At 72.4% G+C, this 23,586-nt stretch carries 29 protein-coding genes; 12 read left to right on the top strand and 17 right to left on the bottom strand.

Going from position 1 to position 23,586, the window contains the following annotated elements; genetic code table 11:
• The first annotated feature begins 51 nt into the window (after positions 1 to 51).
• The 3 genes from ABGA98_RS26725 (at position 52) to ABGA98_RS26715 (ending at position 2,521) form a co-directional block, all read left to right on the top strand.
• The gene (locus ABGA98_RS26725) at positions 52 to 627 is read left to right on the top strand and encodes an epimerase (protein WP_347621149.1); all 576 of its coding nucleotides are present in this window, start codon (positions 52 to 54) and stop codon (positions 625 to 627) included.
• Positions 628 to 757: 130 nt separating this feature from the next.
• Entirely contained in the window at positions 758 to 1,852 is a 1,095-nt protein-coding gene (locus tag ABGA98_RS26720) for an LLM class flavin-dependent oxidoreductase (RefSeq protein ID WP_347621148.1), read from the top strand.
• 39 nt (positions 1,853 to 1,891) lie between these two features.
• The gene (locus ABGA98_RS26715; RefSeq protein WP_347621147.1) at positions 1,892 to 2,521 is read left to right on the top strand and encodes an FMN reductase; all 630 of its coding nucleotides are present in this window, start codon (positions 1,892 to 1,894) and stop codon (positions 2,519 to 2,521) included.
• Positions 2,522 to 2,564: 43 nt separating this feature from the next.
• On the opposite strand, the gene ABGA98_RS26710 is transcribed toward ABGA98_RS26715, so the two are convergent.
• The gene (locus ABGA98_RS26710) at positions 2,565 to 3,473 is read right to left on the bottom strand and encodes a superoxide dismutase (protein ID WP_347621146.1); all 909 of its coding nucleotides are present in this window, start codon (positions 3,471 to 3,473) and stop codon (positions 2,565 to 2,567) included.
• Positions 3,474 to 3,629: 156 nt separating this feature from the next.
• Between ABGA98_RS26710 and ABGA98_RS26705 the strand changes: the two genes are divergently transcribed.
• From ABGA98_RS26705 to ABGA98_RS26690, 4 genes are read left to right on the top strand one after another with little or no spacing between them, the layout of a single operon-like run.
• Positions 3,630 to 4,175, top strand: a complete 546-nt coding sequence (locus ABGA98_RS26705; RefSeq protein ID WP_347621145.1) for a hypothetical protein — start codon at positions 3,630 to 3,632, stop codon at positions 4,173 to 4,175.
• A 28-nt stretch (positions 4,176 to 4,203) separates the two neighbouring features.
• Positions 4,204 to 4,809: a cyclodeaminase/cyclohydrolase family protein gene (locus ABGA98_RS26700; RefSeq protein ID WP_347621144.1), complete on the top strand. Its 606-nt coding sequence runs from the start codon at positions 4,204 to 4,206 to the stop codon at positions 4,807 to 4,809.
• Positions 4,806 to 5,633 carry a bifunctional 5,10-methylenetetrahydrofolate dehydrogenase/5,10-methenyltetrahydrofolate cyclohydrolase gene (locus ABGA98_RS26695; protein WP_347621143.1) on the top strand — a complete coding sequence of 276 codons (828 nt, stop codon included), beginning with the start codon at positions 4,806 to 4,808 and terminating at the stop codon, positions 5,631 to 5,633. Before ABGA98_RS26700 ends, ABGA98_RS26695 begins: the two co-directional genes overlap by 4 nt.
• Before the next feature lie 49 nt (positions 5,634 to 5,682).
• On the top strand, positions 5,683 to 6,411 hold the full coding sequence (locus ABGA98_RS26690; protein ID WP_347621142.1) for a type 1 glutamine amidotransferase: 729 nt from the start codon (positions 5,683 to 5,685) through the stop codon (positions 6,409 to 6,411).
• Here ABGA98_RS26690 and ABGA98_RS26685 read toward each other — a convergent pair.
• Both ABGA98_RS26685 and ABGA98_RS26680 read right to left on the bottom strand, forming a co-directional pair.
• Complete coding sequence (locus tag ABGA98_RS26685) at positions 6,380 to 7,120, bottom strand: sulfite exporter TauE/SafE family protein (RefSeq protein ID WP_347621141.1); 741 nt, start codon at positions 7,118 to 7,120, stop codon at positions 6,380 to 6,382. The genes ABGA98_RS26690 and ABGA98_RS26685 overlap by 32 nt on opposite strands.
• A 60-nt stretch (positions 7,121 to 7,180) precedes the next feature.
• Positions 7,181 to 7,324 carry a hypothetical protein gene (locus tag ABGA98_RS26680; protein WP_347621140.1) on the bottom strand — a complete coding sequence of 48 codons (144 nt, stop codon included), beginning with the start codon at positions 7,322 to 7,324 and terminating at the stop codon, positions 7,181 to 7,183.
• Between ABGA98_RS26680 and ABGA98_RS26675 the strand changes: the two genes are divergently transcribed.
• The gene (locus ABGA98_RS26675) at positions 7,304 to 7,963 is read left to right on the top strand and encodes an endonuclease V (RefSeq protein ID WP_347621139.1); all 660 of its coding nucleotides are present in this window, start codon (positions 7,304 to 7,306) and stop codon (positions 7,961 to 7,963) included. The genes ABGA98_RS26680 and ABGA98_RS26675 overlap by 21 nt on opposite strands.
• 18 nt (positions 7,964 to 7,981) lie before the next feature.
• Here the strand turns inward: ABGA98_RS26675 and ABGA98_RS26670 are convergent, their stop codons facing one another.
• Entirely contained in the window at positions 7,982 to 8,353 is a 372-nt protein-coding gene (locus ABGA98_RS26670) for a hypothetical protein (protein ID WP_347621138.1), read from the bottom strand.
• 444 nt (positions 8,354 to 8,797) lie between these two features.
• Between ABGA98_RS26670 and ABGA98_RS26665 the strand changes: the two genes are divergently transcribed.
• Genes ABGA98_RS26665 through ABGA98_RS26655 form a run of 3 tightly spaced genes read left to right on the top strand, consistent with a single transcriptional unit; the run spans position 8,798 to position 9,964 of the window.
• Positions 8,798 to 8,941, top strand: a complete 144-nt coding sequence (locus ABGA98_RS26665) for a hypothetical protein (RefSeq protein ID WP_347621137.1) — start codon at positions 8,798 to 8,800, stop codon at positions 8,939 to 8,941.
• A gap of 50 nt (positions 8,942 to 8,991) precedes the next feature.
• On the top strand, positions 8,992 to 9,570 hold the full coding sequence (locus tag ABGA98_RS26660) for a TIGR00645 family protein (RefSeq protein WP_347621136.1): 579 nt from the start codon (positions 8,992 to 8,994) through the stop codon (positions 9,568 to 9,570).
• Positions 9,571 to 9,598: 28 nt separating this feature from the next.
• On the top strand, positions 9,599 to 9,964 hold the full coding sequence (locus ABGA98_RS26655) for a hypothetical protein (protein WP_347621135.1): 366 nt from the start codon (positions 9,599 to 9,601) through the stop codon (positions 9,962 to 9,964).
• 37 nt (positions 9,965 to 10,001) lie between these two features.
• Here the strand turns inward: ABGA98_RS26655 and ABGA98_RS26650 are convergent, their stop codons facing one another.
• Complete coding sequence (locus tag ABGA98_RS26650) at positions 10,002 to 10,817, bottom strand: HAD family hydrolase (protein ID WP_347621134.1); 816 nt, start codon at positions 10,815 to 10,817, stop codon at positions 10,002 to 10,004.
• 103 nt (positions 10,818 to 10,920) lie between these two features.
• Positions 10,921 to 11,397, bottom strand: coding sequence for a DUF2283 domain-containing protein (locus ABGA98_RS26645; RefSeq protein WP_347621133.1), 477 nt, complete (start codon positions 11,395 to 11,397; stop codon positions 10,921 to 10,923).
• Positions 11,398 to 11,595: 198 nt separating this feature from the next.
• Here ABGA98_RS26645 and pyrF point away from each other — a divergent pair, with 198 nt between their 5' ends.
• Positions 11,596 to 12,420, top strand: coding sequence for an orotidine-5'-phosphate decarboxylase (gene pyrF / locus ABGA98_RS26640; protein WP_347621132.1), 825 nt, complete (start codon positions 11,596 to 11,598; stop codon positions 12,418 to 12,420).
• A gap of 3 nt (positions 12,421 to 12,423) precedes the next feature.
• On the opposite strand, the gene ABGA98_RS26635 is transcribed toward pyrF, so the two are convergent.
• The 11 genes from ABGA98_RS26635 to ABGA98_RS26585 all read right to left on the bottom strand — a co-directional run bounded on the left by ABGA98_RS26635 (position 12,424) and on the right by ABGA98_RS26585 (position 23,586).
• Positions 12,424 to 13,023, bottom strand: coding sequence for an ATP/GTP-binding protein (locus ABGA98_RS26635; RefSeq protein WP_347621131.1), 600 nt, complete (start codon positions 13,021 to 13,023; stop codon positions 12,424 to 12,426).
• Positions 13,004 to 13,402 (bottom strand): DUF742 domain-containing protein, encoded by a 399-nt coding sequence (locus ABGA98_RS26630; protein ID WP_347621130.1) that lies wholly within the window; start codon positions 13,400 to 13,402, stop codon positions 13,004 to 13,006. Before ABGA98_RS26630 ends, ABGA98_RS26635 begins: the two co-directional genes overlap by 20 nt.
• Positions 13,399 to 13,830 carry a roadblock/LC7 domain-containing protein gene (locus tag ABGA98_RS26625; RefSeq protein ID WP_347621301.1) on the bottom strand — a complete coding sequence of 144 codons (432 nt, stop codon included), beginning with the start codon at positions 13,828 to 13,830 and terminating at the stop codon, positions 13,399 to 13,401. The genes ABGA98_RS26630 and ABGA98_RS26625 overlap by 4 nt, the downstream gene beginning before the upstream one ends.
• On the bottom strand, positions 13,830 to 16,220 hold the full coding sequence (locus tag ABGA98_RS26620; protein ID WP_347621129.1) for a nitrate- and nitrite sensing domain-containing protein: 2,391 nt from the start codon (positions 16,218 to 16,220) through the stop codon (positions 13,830 to 13,832). Before ABGA98_RS26620 ends, ABGA98_RS26625 begins: the two co-directional genes overlap by 1 nt.
• Before the next feature lie 307 nt (positions 16,221 to 16,527).
• The gene (locus ABGA98_RS26615) at positions 16,528 to 16,758 is read right to left on the bottom strand and encodes a hypothetical protein (protein ID WP_347621128.1); all 231 of its coding nucleotides are present in this window, start codon (positions 16,756 to 16,758) and stop codon (positions 16,528 to 16,530) included.
• Positions 16,759 to 16,783: 25 nt separating this feature from the next.
• Positions 16,784 to 17,668 (bottom strand): ribokinase, encoded by an 885-nt coding sequence (gene rbsK / locus ABGA98_RS26610; RefSeq protein ID WP_347621127.1) that lies wholly within the window; start codon positions 17,666 to 17,668, stop codon positions 16,784 to 16,786.
• Positions 17,665 to 18,999, bottom strand: a complete 1,335-nt coding sequence (locus ABGA98_RS26605) for an ADP-ribosylglycohydrolase family protein (RefSeq protein ID WP_347621126.1) — start codon at positions 18,997 to 18,999, stop codon at positions 17,665 to 17,667. The genes rbsK and ABGA98_RS26605 overlap by 4 nt, the downstream gene beginning before the upstream one ends.
• Positions 18,996 to 20,135: an ADP-ribosylglycohydrolase family protein gene (locus tag ABGA98_RS26600; protein WP_347621125.1), complete on the bottom strand. Its 1,140-nt coding sequence runs from the start codon at positions 20,133 to 20,135 to the stop codon at positions 18,996 to 18,998. Before ABGA98_RS26600 ends, ABGA98_RS26605 begins: the two co-directional genes overlap by 4 nt.
• The gene (locus tag ABGA98_RS26595; protein WP_347621124.1) at positions 20,132 to 21,181 is read right to left on the bottom strand and encodes an ADP-ribosylglycohydrolase family protein; all 1,050 of its coding nucleotides are present in this window, start codon (positions 21,179 to 21,181) and stop codon (positions 20,132 to 20,134) included. Before ABGA98_RS26595 ends, ABGA98_RS26600 begins: the two co-directional genes overlap by 4 nt.
• Positions 21,182 to 21,187: 6 nt before the next feature.
• Positions 21,188 to 22,288, bottom strand: a complete 1,101-nt coding sequence (locus ABGA98_RS26590) for an ADP-ribosylglycohydrolase family protein (protein ID WP_347621123.1) — start codon at positions 22,286 to 22,288, stop codon at positions 21,188 to 21,190.
• The gene (locus ABGA98_RS26585) at positions 22,285 to 23,586 is read right to left on the bottom strand and encodes a sugar ABC transporter substrate-binding protein (RefSeq protein ID WP_347621122.1); all 1,302 of its coding nucleotides are present in this window, start codon (positions 23,584 to 23,586) and stop codon (positions 22,285 to 22,287) included. Before ABGA98_RS26585 ends, ABGA98_RS26590 begins: the two co-directional genes overlap by 4 nt.

Below are 23,586 nucleotides of genomic sequence, written 5' to 3'. Positions count from 1 at the left end.
GCCCTATTCTCTCTCTGAGGACATCGCGCGGACGATCGGGGCGAGCCTGGCGTGAGAGTGATCCTTTTCGGGGCGGCCGGGACGGTCGGGCGCGGGGTGCTGCGCGAGTGTCTGCTCGACGACCGGGTGACGGCGGTGCTCGCCGTCGGCCGCGCCCCGACGGGAATCGTCCATGACAAGCTGCGCGAGATCGTGAGCGCCGACCCGCACGACCTGGCGCCGATCGAGGCCGGGCTCCGCGGCCACGACGCGTGTTTCTTCTGCCCGGGGGTTCCGGGAGACCCGCGCACCGCGGGCGAGACGCTCGCGCGGCTCAACCCCGGGTCGGCGTTCGTGTACGTGTCGGCGGGCAGGGCGGACGGCGCGGCCGAGGAGGCGCTGCTCGCGCTGCCGTTGCGGGCCTACGTCTTCCGGCCGGGCCCCGTCCGGCCGGCGGGCGGCGTCACGGCACGGACCGGGCTCCACCGGCTGGCGTACATCGTTGTCCGGCCGCTCTATCCCGTCCTGCGCAGGGTCTTCCCCGCGACGGCGACCACGCCCGGGCGGATCGGCCGGGCGATGATCACTGTCGCCGAGCGCGGCGCGCCCCGGCGGGTGCTCGGGCCCGCCGACATCAACGCGCTCTGACCCGCGGTTCCAGGACCGGCGCCCTCCGTCCACGGCTCGTCCACCGGTGATGGCGGATGATGGAATATCGGGACGGGCTTGGACGCTACCTTCTTAGTCAAAGATTCAACAGTCATGGATGGTGACTAAAGTGCAGTTCGGGATCTTCAGTGTGGGCGACGTGACCACCGACCCCACCACGGGCCGGACGCCGACCGAGCGGGAGCGCATCAAGGCGATGGTGACGATCGCGCTCAAGGCCGAGGAGGTCGGCCTCGACGTGTTCGCGACCGGCGAGCACCACAACCCGCCCTTCGTGCCGTCCTCGCCGACCACCATGCTCGGCTACGTCGCCGCCAGGACGGAGCGGCTGATCCTGTCCACGGCCACGACGCTGATCACCACCAACGACCCGGTGAAGATCGCCGAGGACTACGCCATGCTGCAGCACCTGGCCGACGGCCGGGTGGACCTCATGATGGGCCGGGGCAACACCGGGCCGGTCTACCCGTGGTTCGGCCAGGACATCCGGCAGGGCATCCCGCTGGCCATCGAGAACTACGCGCTGCTGCACCGGCTGTGGCGCGAGGACGTCGTCGACTGGGAGGGCCGCTTCCGCACGCCGCTGCAGGGCTTCACCTCGACGCCGCGCCCGCTCGACGGGGTGCCGCCGTTCGTGTGGCACGGCTCGATCCGCACCCCCGAGATCGCCGAGCAGGCCGCCTACTACGGCGACGGCTTCTTCGCCAACAACATCTTCTGGCCGAAGGAGCACTTCATGCGCCTGATCAACCTCTACCGGCAGCGCTACGCCCACTACGGTCACGGCACGCCCGAGCAGGCCATCGTCGGGCTGGGCGGCCAGGTGTTCATGCGGAGGAACTCGCAGGACGCGGTGCGGGAGTTCCGCCCCTACTTCGACAACGCCCCCGTGTACGGCCACGGGCCGTCGCTGGAGGAGTTCACCGCGGAGACGCCGCTCACGGTGGGCAGCCCGCAGCAGGTCATCGACAGGACGCTGGAGTTCAGGGAGCACTTCGGCGACTACCAGCGGCAGCTGTTCCTCATGGACCACGCGGGTCTGCCCCTGAAGACGGTGCTGGAGCAGCTCGACCTCCTCGGCGAGGAGGTCGTGCCGGTGCTGCGCGAGGAGTTCGCCAAGGGCCGTCCCGCCGAGGTGCCCGGCGCCCCGACCCACGCCTCCCTGCTCGCGGCGAAGGACTCCGCCGCGCCCGTCACCGCCTGACCCCGATTCCCCGAAGGACTTCCGGAAGGAGCGACGCACATGAAGCTCGCCATCGTCACGGCCGGGCTGACGCAGCCCTCCTCCACCCGCCTGCTCGCCGACCGCCTCGCCGAGGCGGCGCGCCGGCGGCTGGAGGAGCGGGCGGAGCCGGTGGACGTACGCGTGATCGAGCTGCGCGAGCTGGCCGTGGACGTCGCCGGCGCGTTCGTGGCCGGCTTCCCCAACGCCCGGCTCCGGGCGGCGATCGAGGAGGTGACGGAGGCCGACGGGCTCATCGCGGTCACGCCGATCTTCAGCGGCTCGTACAGCGGCCTGTTCAAGAGCTTCTTCGACGTGATCGACAACACCGCGCTGGAGGGCAAGCCCGTGCTCGTCGCCGCCACCGGCGGCACCGCCCGCCACTCGCTGGCGCTGGAGCACGCGCTGCGGCCGCTGTTCGCCTACCTGCGCGCGATCGTCGTTCCGACGGCCGTCTACGCGGCGTCGGAGGACTGGGGCGGCGGTGGCGACGCCTTCACCGACGGCCTCGGCGAGCGCATCGCCCGCGCGGCGGGCGAGCTGGCCGGGCTCATGGAGCACCGCGCGCCCCGGCGGGACGACGCCGAGGAGGTCGTCCCGTTCGAGCAGCAGCTCGCGGCCCTGCGCCCGGGGAACGGCCAGGTCCGCTGACCGCCGCGGGAGCGCGGACCGGGCCGCGCCCCCGCGGTCCTTCTCAGCGTTTGACGGCGACCACCGTGTACGGCGTCTCCGGTTTCGGCGTCGTGGTGAAGCGGGCGTTGGGCAGGTAGAGCCGGCCGCCGTGGGCGGCGACCGTCGTGGGCACGTCGAAGCGGGGGTCGGTCAGCCGCTTGACGATCTTGCCGGACGAGGCGTCGCGCGCCAGGTCGATGGCGGCGACCGTGTTGAGCCGGTTGAGCACGGCGTACAGGGTGTGGCCCGACAGGAGCAGGCCGTCGCCGTTGGTGAGCGCCTCGCCGCCCAGGTCCACCTCTGTGGTGGCGCCGGAGGACGGGTCGGCCTCGAACAGCTTGCCGGTGTTCGACTGGACGATCAGCAGTGACCTGTGGTCGGGGCTGGGGGCGATGCCGTTGGCGTTGATGCCGGTGCCGTACTGGATGTCGCCCTTGAGCGGGATCTTGACGGCCTCGGCGGGGAGCGCGCCGCCGCGCCCGAGCTCCAGCTTGTAGAGCACCGGGTTGGTGGAGTCGGTGAAGTAGGCGGCGCCGCGGGTGAGGATGACGTCGTTGACGAACGACTCGCCGGTGGCCAGCGTGTACGACCTGATCACCTTGCCCGTGCGCAGGTCGACCACCCGGGCGTCGCCGCCCGTCCCACCGGCCACGAACAACCGCCGCCCGTCCGTCTCGAGACCGAGCGACGGCGTGCCCGGCCCCTTGCTGACGACGGACCCCTTCCCGGTGCGCAGGTCGGCCCGGTAGATGTCACCGGTCGCGCGGGAGCCGAAGTAGGCGTACGGGCCCGGCCCGATCGCGATGCCCTCGGGCTGGAACCCGTCGGGCAGGTCGAACGTGCCGGGCTTGCCCGTGGCCTGCGCGGGGACAGCGCCCACGAGGAGGAGGGCCAGGGCGCCGAGTGCGGTCTTCAGGATCGCGGATCTCATGCGGCCCACGATGCCCGCGCACGCCGGGGCGGGCAACGGCCGCCGGCGGGCTTCACAGCGATTTCGCAGGAACGTCCACGGGAGAAACCGAGGGCCCTCACGCGGACGGATGTCGCACGGTAGCTTGGGACAGAGCCGAACAAACGGGGTTTTAACATGTCAAACGGTGCCCGTCATGCTCTCGGAGTGGTCGCCGGGCTGCTCCTGCCTCCGCTGATCGCCGTCGGACTGTCGTTCGGAGTCGGCGATTTCGCGACGCGTCTGAGAGGCGCGTTCGAGCTCTCCTGGCTCGGGCTGGCCGTCATCGCCGTGTCGGCGATCGCGCTCGCCTTCCTGGTCGGCTCCCGCCTGTCGCCGGTGGCGTCGCTGCTCGGCGGCCTCATGTTCACCGCGCTGGGCGTCCTGCCCCTCCTGGAGTTCTTCACCCGCCAGCGGCTCCTGCCGCCCGGCCAGTGGCTGCCCGACCCCGTCGGGATCGGCTACCAGACCCTGACCTCCTCGTGCCTGCTGCTCTTCCTCGGCATCACGACGCTGGTCGTCTCCATGTTCCCGTCGAGGTGGCGGGCCGCCCACCGCCCGCCGCCTCCCGACCAGCACCTCGATTACGGCCTCGATCACGGTCACGCGTACGGCCCCGCCCAGGACCCGTACCCGCCGCAGAGCGGCCCCGGCGACACCACGCGGCCGATGTTCCGCGAATGAGCCGGGCAGGGCCTGGCAGAATGCCGCCATGCGCGACTCAAAGATCGTCGACTTCCTGGCCGAGCTGGCCGACAGGGTGCCCGCACCCGGCGGCGGCGCGACCGCGGCCCTGCACGCGGCGCAGGCCGCCGCGCTGCTCGGCATGGTGGCCCGCTACACCACCGGCGAGAAGTACGCCGATCACGCCGGCACCGTCGCCGGCGTGATCGCCGAGACCGACGCCCTGCGGGGGCAGGCGCTGAAGCTGGCCGAGGAGGACGCCGCGGCCTTCACCGCGGTCACCGACGCCTACCGCCTGCCCAAGGGAGAGGAGCGCAGCGCCGCCATCGCCAGGGCCCTGGCCGCCGCCGCCGAACCGCCCGCCCGCGTGGCCGAGACGGCCACGCGGGTCGTCGAGCTGTGCGAGGTGCTGCTGCCCGTCGCCAACCGCAACCTCGTCACCGACGTGGCCGCCGCCGCGGACGCCGCGCGCGCCGCGCTCTCCACCGCCAGGGTGAACGTCGAGGTCAACCTGGGCGGCATCGAGGACGAGCGGGCACGCCAGGAGCTGACCGGCCGCCTGTCCGGCGTCGACGCGACCATCGCCAGGGCCGGCGCCGTGACCGCCTCCGTACGCGAGGAGATCAACCCGTGAGGACGCTGCCGGGCAGGGAACTTGCCGCCGCCATCCGTGCCCGGACGCAGGCCGAGGCGGCCGCCGGCCCGCAGCCGCGCCTGGCCGTGGTGGTGGCCACGGACGACGAGGCGAGCCTGTGGTACGTCCGCTCGATCGCCAAGGCGGCGGCCGGCGTGGGCATCGCCTGCGACCTGGTCGACCTGGGCCCCGGCGCGACCCCCGACCAGATCGGCGAGACGCTGGCCCGGCTCAGCGCCGACGCCAACGTGCACGCCGTGATGATGCAGACGCCCCTGCCGGAGGGCGCTTCGGCGCAGGAGCTGGCCGGCGCGATCGACCCGCGCAAGGACGTCGACGGCGCCAACCCGCTCTCGCTCGGCCGGCTGGCGGCGGGGCTGCCCGCGTTCCCGCCCGCCACGGCGGCCGCCGTGATGGCGCTGCTCGACCACCACGAGGTGGAGCTGGAGGGGCGGCACGCCGTGGTGGTGGGCCGTTCGACCGTGGTGGGCAAGCCGCTGGCGCACCTGCTGCTCGACCGGAACGCCACCGTCACCGTCTGCCACTCCCGCACCCGCGACCTCGCCTCCGTCACCTCCACGGCCGAGGTGCTGGTCGCCGCGGCGGGCCGGGCCGGGTTGATCGGCGCCGCGCACGTCGCGCCCGGCGCGGTGGTGATCGACGTCGGCACCAACCCCACCGAGGACGGCGGGCTGACCGGCGACGTCGCCTCCGACGAGGTCGCGGCCGTGGCGGGCGCGCTCACCCCGGTGCCCGGCGGCGTGGGGCCGGTGACGACCGCCCTCCTGCTCCGCCACACCGCCAGGGCCGCTAACCTGCCGTGACCCCGGCCCCTTCCACCCCATGTTCGCGAACCCCAGCGGAGGCCCCACGATGGGTGATGTCCTGATCGTCCAGAACAGCCGCAGCGGCGGCCCCGGCCGCGTGGGCGGATGGCTTGAGGACGCCGGACTGAAGCTGGACGTCGTCCATGCCCACGACGGCGTTCCCCTGCCCGGCCGCCTGGAGCACGACGCCGTGATCGTGCTGGGCGGGGGCTACCTGCCCAGCGAGGACGACAGGGCGCCGTGGCTGGCCGGCACCCGGCGGCTGGCGGCCCAGGCGCTGGCGGACGGGGTGCCCTTCTTCGGGATCTGCCTGGGCGGCCAGCTCATCGCCGAGGTGGCGGGAGGCGTGGTGACCGGCGACACCGGGGCGCCCGAGAACGGCAGCGTCCCGGTCACGATCCGGCCCGAGGCCGCCACCGACCCGCTCTTCCACGGTCTGCCTCCCGTGGTGCCCGCCATCGAGCACCACAAGGACGCCGTCACCGGGCTGCCCGACGGGGCCGTTCACCTGGCGGAGACGCGGGCGTGCCCGTACCAGGCGTTCCGGGTGGGCGAGCGGGCGTGGGGCGTGCAGTTCCACCCGGAGGTGACGCCCGCGCGCATCCAGGGGTGGCGCGCCGAGGGGTTCGACCCCGGCGAGATCTACGAGCGGGCGGTGGCGGACGAGCCGGTGTCCACGCCGATCTGGCGCCGGGTCACCGGCAGGTTCGCCGCGCTCGTGAAGGAACGTGCGAGCGTCCCGGTCAGGTCATGTACGAATCCCAGCCCAGCTTGATCGCCACGGCCAGCCCGCAGGCCGCCGCCAGGTACCGCAGGCCGGAGCCCGGCATCCTGCGGGCGATCTTGGGGCCGGTCCATCCGCCGAGCAGGAACCCGGCCGCCAGCGGCGCCGCCGCACCCCAGTCCACCGGGCCGAACAGCGCGAACCCCAGTGCCGCCACCGCGTTCGCCAGCCCGGACAGCACGTTCTTCATCGCGTTGAGCTTGGCCGCGGGCTGGGCGAACGTGGCGGCCAGCACGGCGAACACCATCAGGCCTCCGGCTGCGCCGAAATAGCCGACGTAGATCGTCACGGCGAACAGCCCCACCCGCGCCGCCAGCCCGTGCTCGCCGTCCGCCCGGCCGGACGGCGGGCGGGCCAGCAGCAGCGAGGCCATCGCGATCAGCCACGGCGCGATCAGCTCGAACGTCTCGGCCGGGGTCACCAGCAGCAGGAACGCGCCCGTCGCGCCGCCGATCGCGGCCACCGGGCCGAGCCGGAGCATCCGGCCGCCCTCACCGGCCAGTTCGGGCCGCGAGCCCGCCGCGGCGCCGATGCCGGTGAAGACCAGGGCGACGGTGTTGGTGACGTTCGCGGTCAGCGGGGGCAGGCCGAACGCCAGCAGCGCCGGATAGGAGACGATCGACGCGAGGCTCACGACCGTGCTCACCACGCCGGCCACCACACCGACGCCGAGCAGTCCGAGCACCTCTCCGACGATCACCTGGACATGCTAGGCGGTGACCGGTTCGTCCCCTTCGGGCGGGTGGCGTCCTCGCCGCGCTCAGGTGAGCGCCGCGGTGATGGCCTCCGCCGCTGCACGCCGGATCGAGGTGGTGGGGGTGACGACGTCGAAGTGGTCGCCGGGCGGTTCCAGGTACGGCCGCGACCGCGTACCTTGATCGAGGTGCAGGTACGACGACTTCATCCATGGCCCTCCAGCGTCGCGGACGCGCAGTCCATCCAGGACCGGCTGCGCGGGCACGTCGAGCTGACCGGCCCCACCGGATTCGCGCTGGTGGCGGGCCTGGACGTGCACTACCACGGCGACGACGCGGTGACGGCGGCCGTGGTCGTCCTCGACGGGAGCACGCTCGCGCCGGTGGAGCAGGTGGTCGCCGAGGGGCGGGTGGCGTTCCCGTACGTGCCGGGACTGTTCGCCTTCCGCGAGCTGCCCGCGTTGATCGACGCCCTCGAACAGCTCACCGTGACCCCTGACCTGCTGGTCTGCGACGGGTACGGGCTGGCCCATCCGCGCGGGTTCGGGCTGGCCTGCCACCTGGGGGTGCTCACCGGACTGCCGGCGCTGGGGGTGGGCAAGACGCCGTTCATCGGTACGCACGAGCCTCCAGGGCCGGCGCGCGGGGCGTGGACGCCGATCGTGTACGAGGGCGCCACGGTCGGGCGGGCGCTGCGCACGCAACGAGGGGTCAGACCGGTGTACGTCTCCCAGGGCCATCGCATCTCCCTGGACACGGCCACCGACGAGGTTCTCCGCCTCGCCGCCCGCTTCCGCCTCCCGGAGCCCGTCCGCCACGCCGACCACCTCGCCCGCCACCCCTCCTGACCCCGTGCCGCCGACGGGTCAGCGGCGCCAGGACCAGACCACGAGCCACACGCTGAGCCCGAAGAGCCCCACAGCGAGCGGCACGTGCATCGTCACCGCCCCGGAGCCGCCCAGCATCGACTGGACGAACCCGAGCAGCAGGATCGCCAGGCTGACCAGCGCGGGCCAGCCGGCTCCGCGGCCCGGACGCCACAGCAGCACGGCCACGATGAGCTGCACCAGCCCCAGCACGTGCACGGCCAACGCCCCCTGCCCGTGCAGGGCGGCGCCGGCGCCGCTCATCAGCTGCCCGGCCGTCACGGCCTGAGCGAGCACGGATGCCGTGTTGAGGATGGCGACGACCTTGAACGCGGTCATGTACCCGCTGCCCTTGGCGACCTCGGTTACCACTGGATTTCTCCTTCGGCCTCGTATGAAGGCCTCCAGGATTCTCCCTGGCGGCGCGCGCGGCATCCGCCGGCCGTCGTCATCCCCGCTACACCTCTCGTCGTACGTCAGCCCTGCCCGTGCGCGCCCGACGGGTCCAGGCCTAACGGAGGCGTGTGGGCGCACGACCACGCCGACGAGGTCATGGCCGCCCAGGACCTCCGATCCTCCGATCACGTCTTGCAGGGATCTTTAACCGATAGTTACTGTTCCATTACTCTGGGTAGTGTCATCAGTCGTTCGACACCCTTACCCAGGAGGTTCGATGTCGTCCACCTCTCGGCGGGTCACGCTCGCCGTGCTCGCCTCCGGCGGCCAGGCCCGGCCCTGTCCGCCGCCGCCCCGGTCCACGACCCGTCGTCCGGCAGCGCCTTGCGCGCGGGCGAAGAGCAGTGACAAGGAGTTCCGTTGAAGCTCGGTGTCCTGACCGCCGTCGCCGCCGCCGCGCTGGTGGCCGGCGCGTACCCGATCCCCCTGGATCTGCTCGGCGGCGGCTCCCCGCTCGTTGACGTGGAGACCGTGGTCCAGCACGTCAACGTCCTGACGTCCTAGTGCGACTCGCCCAGGTGCCCGTGACCGCGTCGCCTACGGGGTCACAGAAGATGCCGGAACGGATCGGCTACGTCATGTTCCTGAGCCGGTGGATTCAGGCCCCGCTTTACGTGGGGTTGATCGCGGCCCAGGTCGTCTACGTGTGGCGGTTCATGGCGGAGCTGATCCATCTGATCCATCTCGGGTTCGGCGGCACGCCGCCCGAGACCACGGTCATGCTGATCGTCCTCGGTCTCGTGGACGTCGTCATGATCTCCAACCTGCTGATCATGGTCATCATCGGCGGCTACGAGACGTTCGTCTCGCGGTTGCGCATCGAGGGCCATCCTGACCAGCCCCAGTGGCTCTCGCACGTCAACGCCAACGTGCTCAAGGTCAAGCTGGCCATGGCCATCATCGGCATCTCGTCCATCCACCTCCTCCAGATCTTCATCAACGCGGCCAGACCGGCCATCACCGACAGGGAGTTGCTATGGAAAACCCTGATCCACCTGACCTTCGTGGTCTCGGCGCTGGCGCTGGCGCTGATCGACCGGATGATGGAGGGCGGGCCTCAGCACGACACCGGCGACGGCGCCAACCCCGCCGGCATGAAGGCCGCCTGGGCAGGCCGGCGCACCTCGCCGTGACGCGGTGGTGCCGGGGGTGGGGGTTCTGATGGGGACGAGACGCTTCGTCGCCGCGGGGCTCGGGGCCGCGGTGGGGAGCGTGTTGTTCCCGTACGCCGCGCACGCCGCGGTCACGCCCCCGCCCATCGCGGCGGGTGCCCAGCCCGCGGTGCCCGCAACGGCCGCCGAGCCCGCTGAACCGGCCGAGCCGGCCGAGCCGGCCGAGCCGGCCGAGGCCGCCGAGCCGCCCGCGGCCTCGGGCCGGTCGCTCATCGGTGACGTGATCATCTTCAATGACGAGATCGTCGAGCCCGTATCGGCTCCGGTGAGCACGTGCGGCGGGCTGATACCCGTGCTCAGCACCTCACCCGCTTCCTGCGACGGGGCCTCGCGCGTGTCCGACGACGACGCCTGAGGCCGTACGTGCCCGCCCACCCGCGTGGGCGGGCACGTCACCCGCGGGGTCGTCCGTAGAGATCCTCCAGCACCGCGGCCACGCCGTCCTCGTCGTTGGAGAGCGTGCGCCGCTCGATCGCCGCCAGCACCAGATGGTGCGCGTTCGCCATTGCGTAGCCGGCGCCCGCGTACGCGAGCACCGCCAGATCGTTGGGCATGTCGCCGAACGCCACCACCTCACCGGCCCCGACGCCTCGCTCCCCGCAGAGCCGGTCGAGCGCGCCCGCCTTCGTCACCCCCGGCGCGCTGATCTCGAGCAGCCCCTCGTCGCTGGAGTACGTCACCTCGGCCTGGCCCTCGACGGCCGCCACCACGGCGGTGAACATCTCGTCGGCGGTGTGCGCGGCGGACATGGCGAGCAGCTTGACGATGGGCTCGTTCTCGTCGAAGACCGACGTCACCTCGCGGTAGTACGCGAGGTCGTGGCTGACCCGCCGGGTGTAGGCCACGTCGGTCAGCACGCTTCTGCCGGTCTCGACGGCGAGGCCGACGCCCGGGATGGCCTCGGCCAGCGCGGCGGCGACCTTTCTCGCCGCCTCGGGCGGGAGCGGACTGCTGTCGATGATCTCGTCGGCGGCCACGTCGTAGGTGACGGCTCCGTTGCTGCAGATCGCGATGCCGGTGACGCCGGTCTGCTCGGCGATCTCGCGGACGCCGCGCGGCGCCCTGGCGGTGACGAAGACGATCTCTGCTCCGGCCGCTCGTGCGGACCGCAGCGCCTTCTTGGTGCGCGGGGTGATGGTGCCGGTGGAGGTGAGGAGGGTTCCGTCGAGGTCGGTGGCCACGATGCGCGGCGAGATCACGGTGCTCACCCGGGCGATTATCCCCGGCCGTGCTCGCCCGCAGGGCGGGCGGGTGTGCTCCCTCCCCGCCCCTGCGACCGCCGGCGAGCGCTCGTGGAGGGCGCCTCTCCGATCAGAGCCGCAGCTCGGGCGGGAGCGCCGCCGCCGCGTTCATGATCTCCAGGCCGAGAATCTGCCCGGATTCGCCGTAGTCGACGATGACGTCGTCGGCCTCGACCTGACGTACCGCCTCACCTGATGACATTTCGTGCTTCATGGAGACGTAGGCGATGTCGTGTTCCTGGTCCACGCTCACGTACACCGTCCGCGCCCGCCGGCCCGGCGGCGCGTCGTCCCAGCTCAGCAGGCCCCCCTTGGCCTCGTGGGACCCGGCGAGCGCCGCCCGCACCGTGACCATCGCCAGCCCGATCGCCTCCAGCGAGTCGAACGCGGTGACCTTCCGCTCGTGCTCCCACCCGGCGAGCCCGTCGATGCGGTACGGGCACGACCACTCGCCCGCCGGCTCCTCGTACGGCAGGCCGAGCGTGACCACGACGTCACGGGGCGGATCGGTACGCAGCACCAGCACACGATGGGCGATCTCGTACATGTCTGCTGATCTACCCCAAGGCCAAGCGAGGAAGACTCGGATCGCACACCCTGTTCAGCATCGGGAGTCCTGTCCCGTATCGTCGCCGGAGAACCGTTCCGCCGGGGCCGGCGCTGAGGGTCGTGGCGGTGGTCGTGAGAGAGGCCGGGCGAGCACCATGTCGGGGGCAGCCCGGGGTCTCCGGCGAAGGAGGAGCCGATGAATGACACGTTCGGTGCGCGCCTGCGAGCCAGGCTCGACGCGTGCGGACCGCTCTGCGTGGGCCTCGACCCGAGCCCGGCGCTGCTGCACGCCTGGGGGCTCGACGACTCCCCCGCCGGTCTGGAGCGTTTCAGCCGTACCGTCGTCGACGAGGTGGGCGACGTGGCCGCGGTGGTCAAGCCGCAGTCGGCCTTCTTCGAGCGCTGGGGCAGCCGCGGCATCGCCGTGCTCGAACGCACCATGGCCGACCTGCGCGAGGCCGGCACGCTGGTGCTGCTCGACGTCAAGCGGGGCGACATCGGCAGCACGATGGCCGCCTACGCGGAGGCGTACCTCGACCGGGGCGGCCCACTGGCCGCCGACGCGGTGACGCTCAGCCCCTACCTGGGGTTCGGGTCGCTCGAGGGCGCGATCACGTCGGCCATGGTCAACGACGCGGGCGTGTTCGTGCTGGCCCGCACCTCCAACCCCGAGGCCGCCGCGTCGCAGCGGCACGTGGCCGGCCAGGTGATCGCCGCCGCGGCGGCGGCGAACGCGGGGCACACGCCGTTCGGGCCGGTGGGGCTGGTCATGGGGGCCACGCTGCCCGCACTCGACGACGCGCTGGACGACCTCAACGGCCCCGTTCTCGCGCCCGGGCTGGGCGTCCAGGGCGCCACCCCCGCCCACGTCGCCAGGGTGTTCGCGTCCGTCCGCCATGCCGTCGTGCCCTCGGTCTCCAGGGCCGTGCTCGCCGACCCCAAGCAGCTGCGCTCGCGCACGCTCGACTACCGGGACGAGTGCGCCGCCCGCCTGGGGGCGAAGGTCGCCGCTCAGCGTTGACGCTCAGGCCACGGGGTGCGGTGTGGTGCGGGACTTGCCCGCCATCAGATGGTCGACAAGTGCCAGCAGCACATCGCGCGCCGCTCTCCGGTCGCGGGCGTCGCAGAGCACCAGCGGCACCTGCGGATCGAGGTCGAGCGCCCTGCGGATCTCCTCCTGGGTCCGGTCCCGGACACCGTGGAAGCAGTTGACGGCGACGACGAAGGGGATGCTGCGGCTCTCGAAGAAGTCGATGGACGCGAAGCTCACATCCAGCCGGCGGGTGTCTACCAGGACGACCGCGCCCATCGCTCCGTTGACCAGGTCGTTCCACATGAACCAGAAGCGTTCTTGCCCGGGGGTGCCGAACAGGTAGAGCACGAGTTCACGGTTGATCGTGATGCGCCCGAAGTCCAGGGCGACGGTGGTGGTGGACTTGCCGCCCAGCCCGTCCAGATCGTCGACGCCGACGCTCGCATGGGTCAGATACTCCTCCGTACGCAGTGGGGCGACTTCGCTCACCGCGCCGACCAGGGTCGTCTTCCCTACGCCGAACCCACCGGCGATAAGGATCTTCACAGCCTGGGGAGCAGGGTCCCCCTGGTCAGAGTTCGCGTAACCCATCCCTCACCGCCTCCAGGATTGCCATGTCGGGAATGCCGCCTGTTCGCGCGAAAGCCAGCGGTGGCCGGGCCCGCATCCGACCGGCCTCGATCAGATCGCCGATGAGGATCTTGGTCACCGAGACCGAGAGGTTCAGCGCCGAGGCGACCTCGGCCACCGCCAGGGGCCGCGTGCACAGACTCAGGATGGTGCGGTGCTCCGGCTGCATTCTCCTCAGGCCCCATCCGGTGCCCGGTGAGTCCTCCGGCATCGCCGTCACCAGAGTGATCAGCGTCAGGTCGTCCCGCTCAGGGGCGGTGCGTCCGCCGGTGATCGTATAGGGACGGACAAGGGATTCGTCCGCGTCGTCGTCCTCGAAGCCCTCCGTCCAGTGCTTCACCTGTGTCTCCCGCCGTCATCGGCCGGCGGGGTGCGCGCATCGGTTCCCAGCTTCTGGCCGACCTGCTGGATCAGGGTGTGCATCGCGACGCTCATCAGTTCGGCGTCGACCTCCTGGGACGCGACCACGGCCAGATGGCTGCGCCGGCCCGCCGCGGTGACGAACAGCCACAGGTCGGCCATCTCGATGATGACCTGATGGACCGGCCCGCCGCGGAAGAGCTGCCCGACACCGCGGGCCAGGCTCTGCTGGCCGGTGGCGATCGCGGCGAGGCGTTCGGCATCGGAGCGCTCGATGGTCCGGGACCGGCTGATCACCAGGCCGTCGTCGGACAGCACGATGGCGTGCCGGGTGCCTGCAACCTGATCGACCAGGCCGTCCAGGAGCCAGTCCAGGTCTACGTTGGTGGCGGTGGTTCGCTGCATCATCATCGATCTTCCGTCGTGGGGGAACCGGACTCGGGGGGTCCGCTCGGCCGGGGCTGGGAGGCGTCGTCACCGGTCCGGCGCCTACGTGACTGTCTCTGGAACGCACCGATCGTCGCACTGGATCGGCTGGGCTGGTCGCGTACCGCCCAGGTCTCCTGGTGGGGCCGTTCTTCCGTGTTCGCCGGGACTTTGAGCTCGGCGGCCAGGCTGGCCTGGCGCACCCGCTGGGGCAGCGGCCGATGATCAGGCGACGACGGTGCGTCGTCCCGACGCGGCGATCCGGCGGGCGCTGTCACAGCCGCGATCGCGCGTCCTCTGGAGCGAGTCGGCAGCTGACCGTCGTCGTGACGCGGGTGAGGACCGACGGTGTCCTCCTGCGGGCGCGGCCGCGATTCGGTGGCGCCCTGGGGGGCCTCCTCGGGGGGCGCGGCCGGCGCGGGCACGGCGCGGGGGCGCTCCACCGCCAGCGCCTCCGGGAGCAGCACGATGACACGGGTGCCGCCGAAGGCCGACGACCGCAGCTCCACCTGGAGGCCGAGGCTCGCGGAGAGCCGGGCGACCACGTACAGGCCGAGACGCACATCGTCGGCGTGGGTCATCACGTCGAGCTGTGGCGGCGACCGCAGCAGGGCGTTGGCGGCGGCGTACTCCTCGGGTTCCATGCCCAGGCCACGGTCTTCGATCTCCACGGCGATGCCCCGGCTGACGGGTGCGGCCCGAACCTCGACCGGGGTCAGCGGCTTCGAGAAGGTGGTGGCGTTCTCCATGAGCTCCGCGAGGACGTGGACCAGCGGTCCCACCGCGCGCTCGGCTATCCAGAGATCGCCCTCGACGTCGATCGTGATCCGGCGGTAATCCTGGACCTCGCCCTGCGCGGCGCGCAGTACGTCGAGCAGCTGTACCGGCTTGCGCCAGCGGCGCTGCGGCTGCCCGCCGCCGAGGATCACCAGGTTCTCCTCGTAGCGGCGCAGCCGTGCGGTGAGATGGTCCAGGTCGAACAGGCCCTCCAGCACCTCCGGGTCCTCGTGTTTGCGCTCCAGCTCGTCCAGCTTCTTCAGCTGGAGGCCGATGAGGATCTGCGTACGGCGGGCGATGCGCTGGAGCATGCGCTGGAAACCGCGGTGCTGGTCGGCCTGCCGCACGGCGGTGAGGACGGCGCTGCGGCTGGCCAGGTTGAGAGCCTGCCCGAGCTCGCCGAGTTCGTCGGGAGTGGGCTTCACCATGCGCACTTCCGCGTCGACCTCGACGTCCTCGCCGCGCTCCAGCCTGGCGACCACGTCGGGCAACCTCTCCTGAAGGTCCTGGGCCTCCTGGCGCAGGTGAAGGATGCGCCGGCGAAGAACGGTGGTGAGACGCCAGCTGGTGAAGATCACCAGGCCCAGGGCGAGCAGGCCCACGGTGGAGATGCCGGCGAAGACCTTGAAGATCATGTCGGCGTGGTCGTAGCCGATCTTCCCGACGTTCTCGAACCGGAGCTTGAGGAGTCGCAGCAGTTGCGTGGTGACCGTGTCCACCGAGGAGCGCCACTCCGCGCTGTCGTCCGCGGAGCTGCTCCCGGAGGCGATCAACCGCCCTTCCAGGGCGGTCATGGTCCCCCATGCCTGGCCGGCCATCAGCTTTCCGTACGGGGTCTCGCCGCCTGTGAGAGCGGGGACCACTCGTGACCGCATGAGGTGGTTCCTGGTGCCGATGGCGTCGGTGACCAGGCCGTACTCGTCCCTCGTCAGGCGTCCCGCCTTCCAGCCGCGAGCCAGAACGGCGTCTTCGCGGCCGATCGCGTCGACCACCCAGAAAAGGTCGACCAGGGTCTGTGCCTGGGTGTTCACCTGGCCCTCGTCGGTGTTGCCGAGGGCGGTCAACACGCTGAGGTCCGACTCGATGACGCCGCTGTAGTAGTCGAACGCGTTCCGCGCGCTGGACCAGCCGGCGTCCACCGCCCGGCGCTGCTGGTCGAGGAGGCCGAGGCCGCGTTCGGTCCGGGCGATGGCGTCGGTGAGCCCCTCCTGTCCGCCGGTGGTGTCCAGGGCCACCAGGGGACGGAAGGCGCGCACGGCATGGTCGGTCGCGGCACGCTGCTTGGCGAGCTTGTCGCGGGAGGCCCTACGGGGGTCGGCCTGCATCTCCGCGGTGAGGCGCCGCTCCTGGTCGAGGCCGAAGAACAGGTCGGCCGCAGGCCTGCCGACGACAGTGGTGGCCAGATCCATCTGGACCATCTCCGCCTGCCACTGATTGAACAGCTGGTACATGCCCGAGGCCAGCAGCGGAGTGAAGGTCACGCTCGGCACGAACACGACAATGAGCAGCACGGTACGCAACGGCAGCCGGCGGACACCCGCCAGCCGCGGCGGACCGGCGCCTGCCGAGCCCGCTGACTCACTCCGGTCTTCCATGTTCTCCGTCCGTCGACGACCGACCCTGCCCCATCCGGACACGTGCAGGACACTCTCCTCCGGCCGATCGGTGGATTCATGACGCAAATCGCCAAAGTAGGTGATCGGTGCCTGATAGTAGTCATACGGCAGTTGAGTCGAAAGCCCCCCGCTTCGCGCCTGACCGGCTGACCGGCGTGCGGTCCCGGACGGCTTGGTTCGGGTGACGACTTGTCGCAACCACAGCGGCCCGGCGCACAGCCCGGACCGGTCGCGAGAGGGGCGTCAGGCGGCCCTCTCCCACCTGCACGGGAGACGCGTGTGACGGTCAGCCAGTGGGGCCGGCGTCCGGGCGGACGACGTCGTTCCCGTTCTCCTCGTCCTCTCCTGCGCCCTCCTCATGCAGGTCCTCCTCCTGCTGGTCCTCCTCGGCGGGGAGGTCGGCGGAGACGGGGCGGCGGCTCCTCGGGGTGCCGGCACCCGACCGTTCGGCGATGACGTCGCTCTCGCCCTCCACCCCGCCGACCGCGTCAGGCTTTTCCTCAGATTTGTCGCTCATGGTCACCACCTGCCCAGGCGGCACGTCATGAGACCTCGCGTTCGATCTCCTGGCGGGCCGGCATCGACGTGCTGGCCCCCTCGCGCCGCACCGACAGCGCCGCCGCCGCCGAGGCGAATCGCAGGGCGCCGGCCATGGCGCGCCCCTCCGAGCGGGCCACGGCCAGCGCGCCCACGAACGTGTCGCCGGCCGCCGTCGTGTCCACCGCCTTCACCGGCACCGCGGGCACGCGCAGCCGCTCCCCCGACCGCGACCCGAAGATCGCGCCCTCCGAGCCCAGCGTGATCACGGCCTCCTCGACCCGCTCGAGCAGCGCGTCGAGGGCCGCGTCCGCGCCGGAGACGCCGGTGATGGCAGCCGCCTCGTGCTCGTTCGGGACGATCGTCGTGACCGCGTCGAGCAGCTCACCTGGCAGGGGCTGCGCGGGCGCCGGCGTGAGGAACACCGGCACGCCCGCCGCCCTCGCCCCCTGGGCCGCCTTGACGACCGCGCCCATGGGCAGCTCCAGCTGGAGCAGCAGCGCCTGGGAGGCCGCGATCACGGCCAGGTCGCCGGGGGACGGTCCGGTGACCGTGCCGTTCGCCCCTGGCACGACGACGATCGCGTTGCCGCCGTCGTCGTCGACCACGATGTGCGCGATGCCGCTGGGCCCCGGCACCTGGCGCAGGCCGCGTACGTCGACGCCGGCCTCCGCCAGCGTGGCCCGCATCTCCGCGCCGAAACCGTCGTCGCCGACCGCCCCGAGGAACGCCACCTGCGCGCCCGCGCGGGCCGCGGCGATCGCCTGGTTGGCGCCCTTGCCGCCGGGGATGGTGCGGAAGCGGTGCCCGGTGACCGTCTCGCCGCGTTTGGGGGCTTCTGAGACGTACGCGACGAGGTCCATGTTGGCGCTGCCGAAAACCGAGATCATGGGGCCATCATCTCCTGGGTACGGGCGGCCAGCTCTTCCAGACCCACCCCGTCGAACCCGGTGAGGCTGCTGGCCAGGCGGTCGCGCATGCGCCAGTGGCCGGGCACGCCGCCGTTCAGCGCTCCCGCGAGGGATCCGGCCGTGGCCCCTGCCGAGTCGGTGTCCCAGCCGCCGGCGACCGCCCCCGCGATCGTGGCGGTGAAGTCGCCCCGGCCATGGATCAGCGTGGCGGCGACGAGGGCGGCGTTGTTGACCGTGTGCACCCAGTGCAGGGCGCCGTGGCGTTCGTGGAGGCGGTCGACGACCCGCTCGAAGTCGTCCTCGCGGGCGGCGTCCGCGACGGCCAGGCGGACGGCCTCGTGCAACCGCGACCCCTCGGGCACCACCGACAGGCCCGCCCGCACCACCTCCTCCGCCGACGTGGCCACCAGCGAGGCGGCGCACATCGCGGCCACGAACATGGCCCCGTAGATCCCGTTCGCGGTGTGCGTGAGCCGGGCGTCGCGCCAGGCGTACTCGGCGGCCGTGGCCGGATCGCCCGGGTTGACCCAGCCGTACACGTCCGCCCTGATCAGCGCTCCGATCCACTCGCGGAACGGGTTGCGGTGGGTGGCCGTGCGCGGCGGCTCGGCGCCGTCCAGCAGGTTGCGGTACGCGACCCGCTCCGCGGTGAACGTACGGCCCGCGGGCAGCTCGTCCAGCCACAGCCTGGCCACGTCGTCGGTGGTGAAGCCGCGGCCATGGCGTTCCAGGACGGTCAGGGCCAGCAGCGGGTAGTTGAGGTCGTCGTCCTCGGGGATGCCGTCGATGTTCTCGGCCAGGGAGTTGACGGCGCTGCGGCGGTTCCACGGCCAGCGGCGCGCGACGTCATCGGGCAGCCCTTTCGCGGTGAACCAGCCCTTGATGGGCCAGTTGCCGGTGGCTTCGGCGATCCGCCTGATGCCCTCGCGCGGGATCTTCTCGACGGGTTTGCCCAGGACGCACCCGGCCGCCCGTCCGAGCCAGGCCCCCAGCACCCGGGCGGGGTCGGCCGCGCCGGCGCGGGGGGCGGGCCAGGCGGGGCAGGCGGCGATGATCGCGGCCAGGTCGGACGGCTCGTCGAGCGGCGACGGGATGGCCGCCAGTTCGTCCAGCAGTTCCTCGGCCAGCCCTCGCAACCGCGCGGCGCCGGGGTCGGAGGCGCCCGCGCGTGGCGGGGCGTCGTGCCCTCCGGCCGCGTGCCACCGGGCCGCGATCTCCCGGACCCGGTCGCCGGCGCGGCCGTCCTCGGCTGCCTGGCGGAGTTCGTGGCCGAGCAGGTCCTCCGGCTGGACCCAGGTGAGCCGGATCACCGGCGGTCCAGGTCGGCGAAGGCGGCCTCGTGGTCGCGCCGCCGCGCGAGGTCGGCGGCGTGCACCCGGCGGGCGACTTCCGCGATGGCGAGCCCCGGAGCCACCAGGTCCGTACGGCTGGCGGAGCCGATCTGCTCCACCCACTCCGCCGGCACGGAGGACAACCCTCCGAGCGCCCCCGCGATGGCCCCGCCCATGGAGGCGATCGAGTCGGCGTCGCGCCCGTAGTTGACCCCGCCGAGCACGGTGTCGCGGTAGCCGCCCTTGGCGATCACCAGGAACCCGAGCGCGAGCGGCAGCTCCTCGATGCTGTGCGTCCGGCTCGGCCGCCGTGCCCCCAGCCCTTGGTCGCGGTAGGTGTCGGCGACGGTGTCGTACGGCCGCATGGCGGCGCGCAGCGCCTCGAACGACCCGTCCCAGTGCCCGAGCCCGGCGGCGGCCTCGCACACGGCCTCGATGGCGGCCCTGGTGCCGTCCTTGGCCAGGCGCAGGCAGGTGGCGACCACGGAGTCGGCCGTGGCGCCCGGCCGCATGGCCTCGGCGACGGCTGCGGCCATCACCCCGGCGGCCTCGCGGCCATAACTGGACTGGTGGGCTCCGGCCAGGTCGATGGCCTCGGCGTAGGCGCCGTCGGGGTCAGCGGCGTTGACGATGCCGACGGGGGCGACGTACATGGCGGCGCCGCAGTTCACGATATTTCCGACACCGGCCTCGCGCGGGTCCACGTGCCCGTAGTGCAGCCTGGCCACGATCCACTTCTCGGCCAGGAAGATCCGCTGCAGCGGCAGCGCCTCGGCCTCCAGCTCGGGGATCCACCGCCGCTCGCCCATCAGCTCCGGCACCATGTGCTCGGCCATCGCGTACGCCCCGAGGTGCCCCCCGGCCTTCTCGTAGACCCGGATCAGGGCGTGCGTCATCAACGTGTCGTCGGTGATGTGGCCGTCACCCTTGTGGTACGGCGCGATCGGCCGGGCGTTGCGCCAGTCCTCGTTGAACGGCGGCACGATGCCCTCGACGCGGCCCGCGTACCGCTCGACGATCTGTTCGGGGGTCCAGCCCTCGGTGGCGCCGCCCAGCGCGTCACCGACCGCCGCCCCCGCCACGCAGCCGGTTGCCCTGTCCTCAAGCGGCGTCATGCGATTCCCTCCGTGACATCATTGGCTAGTTCGATCAGATCCAGGCCCGCCAGGTCAGGCAGGCAGCAACCGGCCAGCGTACGAGCCGGCGTGATCCACCCCTCCGGGATCGCGCCGAGCCCGCCGCAGGCCCCCGTGAGCGCACCGGCCAGCGCGGGCGCCGAGTCGGCGAGCGCGGCCAGGCACGCCGCCGCGGGCACGGCCCGGCCCAGGTCCCCGCCCGACACCTCGGCCAGCGCCAGCGCGACGGGCACCGTCTGCGCCGCGCCGACACCGTAGCTGTAGACGTGGTCGAGCAGCGCCCCGTCCAGCGCGGGGACGGCGGCGAACGCATCACCCGCCGCCCGCGCGGCCCTGACCGCGAGCCGGGCGTTGTGGCCGATGGCGGTGCCGTCGGGCAGTACGGCGAGCGCGGCCTCCACGGCGTTGACCGCCGAGCCCGACGCCACGGCCTCGGCCACGGCGGCGGCCATGGCTCTGGCGCCCAGGACGCCGTCGCCGGCGTTCGTCACCTCGGCGTCCCGCGTGGGGTCCCTCCCCAGGGCCCCGAACGCGACGGCCCTGACCGTGGCGGCGTCGTCGAAGAAGTGCGGGTTGTCGTGCCCGGACGCGGGCGGCTCCACCCCCTTGGCGAGGTTGTCGAGCGCGCTCGCCACCGAGATCCGCGCCCTGACCGCCCTGCCGCCGCGCCCCCCGGACGCCCCGGACACCGCGTCACTGACGGCGCGTATCCCTGGCGTTTCCGGGGCCGGGTCGATGAGGTCCCTGAAGGCCTCGGCCCGCGGCCGGTCGATGGTGAGCGCCGTCCACGCCAGCCACTCGGCGTCGTCGGACGGGCCGACGCGCAGCGGCGCCACCGGCTGGTTCAGCGCGAACGGCACCGGCAGGGTGGTCACGCGATGTTCTTCCGCGAACGCGTCCAGCTCCCTGTACAGGCGCCGGCTCCAGGGCGCGTGCAGCGCGGCCCGGTGCCTGGCGGCGGGCCATCCGGCCGCGTCGCCCACGGCGAGCCCGGCGAAGGCGCCCCTGATCCTGTCCCCCGACATCGTGATCTACAGCCTCTCCGCCAGTTCGTCGGCGACGTCCAGCACATGTCTCCCTGCCACGACGGGCAGGCACTTGCCCGTCACCGGCCCGATACTTCCGGCCCACCGCCGGGGCACGCCGCTCTCTCCGCGACCTGCTCCCGCCACGGCCCCGGCGATGGCGCCGATCGTGTCGGCGTCCCTGCCCAGGCTCACCCCGAACGTCACCGACGCCTCCACGTCACCGCCTCCCGCGAGGAAGGCCGCGAACGCCAGCGCCACGGCTTCCGGCGCCACGTCGGTCCAGGGGTAGTGCCGCACGACCACGGCCTCGTGCAACGCCTCGACAACGGCCTGCCCGCCGGCATCGGCGCTGCGCGCGGCGCCGGCATCAAAGTCGGCGTCGGCAGCGGCAGCGGGGCCCGGGCCGGCAGCGGAGTCGGCAGCGGGGCCGGCAGCGGGGCCGGCAGGGCCGTCGGCGTGGGCGTCCGCAACCGCGGCCGAAGTCCGGCCGAGCACGTCGCGTACCCGGACGATGTTCCTGGCGGTCCAGGAGTCGGGCGGGATGACCGCCAGCGCCGCCGCCACGACCTCGTCAGGGGCGGCGCCGCCCATCGCGGCGGCCACCGCGCCGGCGACCGCGCGGCCGCCCGTGATGCCCTCGCCGGCCGCGCTGACCAGCCCGTCCTGCTCCACCAGCCGGGCCGCCTCCGCCGGATCGCCCGGGCAGAAGATCCCGTACGGCGCGGCCCGCATGGCCAGCCCGTCCGACCAGCCGTGCGCGTGCACGAGCCCGGTCAGCGGCGGCTCCAGGCCGCGGCGCAGCGCTTCGACGGTGCCCAGTTCGGAGAACCCGGCCCCGCGCATCGGCCCGGCGATCCGGGGCAGGATCAGCTCCCTGTACGCGGCGGCGACGTCCTCGCTGGTCAGCGCATGGCCGTGGCGGACGAGGAGCGACGCGGCGAAGATCGCGTACTCGGTGTCGTCGGTGCCCCCGCCCTCGATCTCGGTGAGCCGTCCCCACCGGCGCCGGATCTCCGACGGTGTCAGGTTCTCGGCGGGGGCGCCGAGGGCGTCGCCGGCCGCCAGGCCGAGCAGGCACCCCCGGGCCCTGTCGCGAAGAGTCACCGCTGGTACCGCTCCAGCACCTTGTTGCCGTCCTCGACGAGCCTCTTGGACACCTCGTCGATGGTGATCTTGTTGGCGAAGTATTCCTGGAGGGCCGGCGTGGCGACCTTGCTCTTCCACTCGTCGAACCCGTTCACCTTGAGGAACGGCGCCACGACGAGGTCCTTGGCGGAGGCGGTGGCCACGTCCCAGCCGTTCTCCTCGCTGGTCATCGCCGGGTCGGCGGCGGCCTTCTGGGAGGTCGGCAGCAGCCAGTCACCCTTGGCGAGCTTGGCCTGGTTGGGGCCGTTCAGGAAGAACGAGATGAACTTCATGGCCTCGTCGGGGTGCTCGCTCTCCTGCGCGATCGACAACGTCTGCGAGACCGCGCCCTGCTGGGTGGTGGTGCCCTTCGGGCCCGGCAGGGTGACCCACTCGAAGCCGTCCGGCGCCTGCTCGGCGACCTGCTGGCGCAGGTAGACCCCGGCGGGCAGCAGCGCGAACTTGCCCTTGTAGAAGGCCGGCAGCGGGTCGGCCGTGCCCTGGCCGAGCGCGGCGGGATCGGCCGACTTGTCCTTGTAGAGCTGGTCGTGGATGCGCTGCAGCACCTCGCGCTCCTCGGGCCCGACCTTGACCGTGGTCTTGCCGCCGGCGGTCTGGAAGAACGTGCCGCCGAAGTTGAGCGCCAGGTTGAGCGTCTTGTTGACCGGCGACTTCATCGGCCAGGCCACGCCGTACGTGTCGCCCTTGGTCATCTTCTTGGCGGCCGCGGAGAACTCGTCCCACGTCCACGGGGCGTCCGCCGTCGGGATGCGCACCTTGGCCGCCTCGAGCAGCTTCTTGTTGGCGATGATGACCTGCGACTCCTGCAGGAACGGCACGCCGTAGACGCCCTGCTCGCCCTTGCCGCCGTCGAAGGTGACGGTGTCCCAGGCGGCCTGGGGGATGTCGTTCTTGAGCTCGGCGGGCAGCTTGTCGCTGAGGTCGAGGAGGTAGCCGTCGGTGGCGAAGCCGGACAGCGCGGGCGAGTCGTTGTGGATGACGTCGGGGGCCGTGCCACCGGCGAACTGGGTGACGAGCTGGTCGTTGACGTTGTCCCAGCTGCCCTGGACGTAGGTGACCTGGATGTTCGGGTTGGCCTTGTTCCACTCCTCCACGAGCTGCTTGTTGGCGGCCACGGACTCCTTCTGCCACGCCAGGCTCAGGAAGTTGATCTTCACCGGCTCGTTGGGGGAGGAGGACTCGCCGCCTCCTCCCCCGCCGCACGCCGTGGTCAGCGCGGCGATCGCCGCCACCGCCAGAGCGGACTTGATACGCAT

The sequence above is a fragment of the Nonomuraea sp. B1E8 genome (assembly GCF_039871515.1).
In the GTDB taxonomy this organism is placed as follows: Bacteria; Actinomycetota; Actinomycetes; order Streptosporangiales; family Streptosporangiaceae; genus Nonomuraea.
This window is presented reverse-complemented; position numbering and strand designations above follow the sequence as displayed.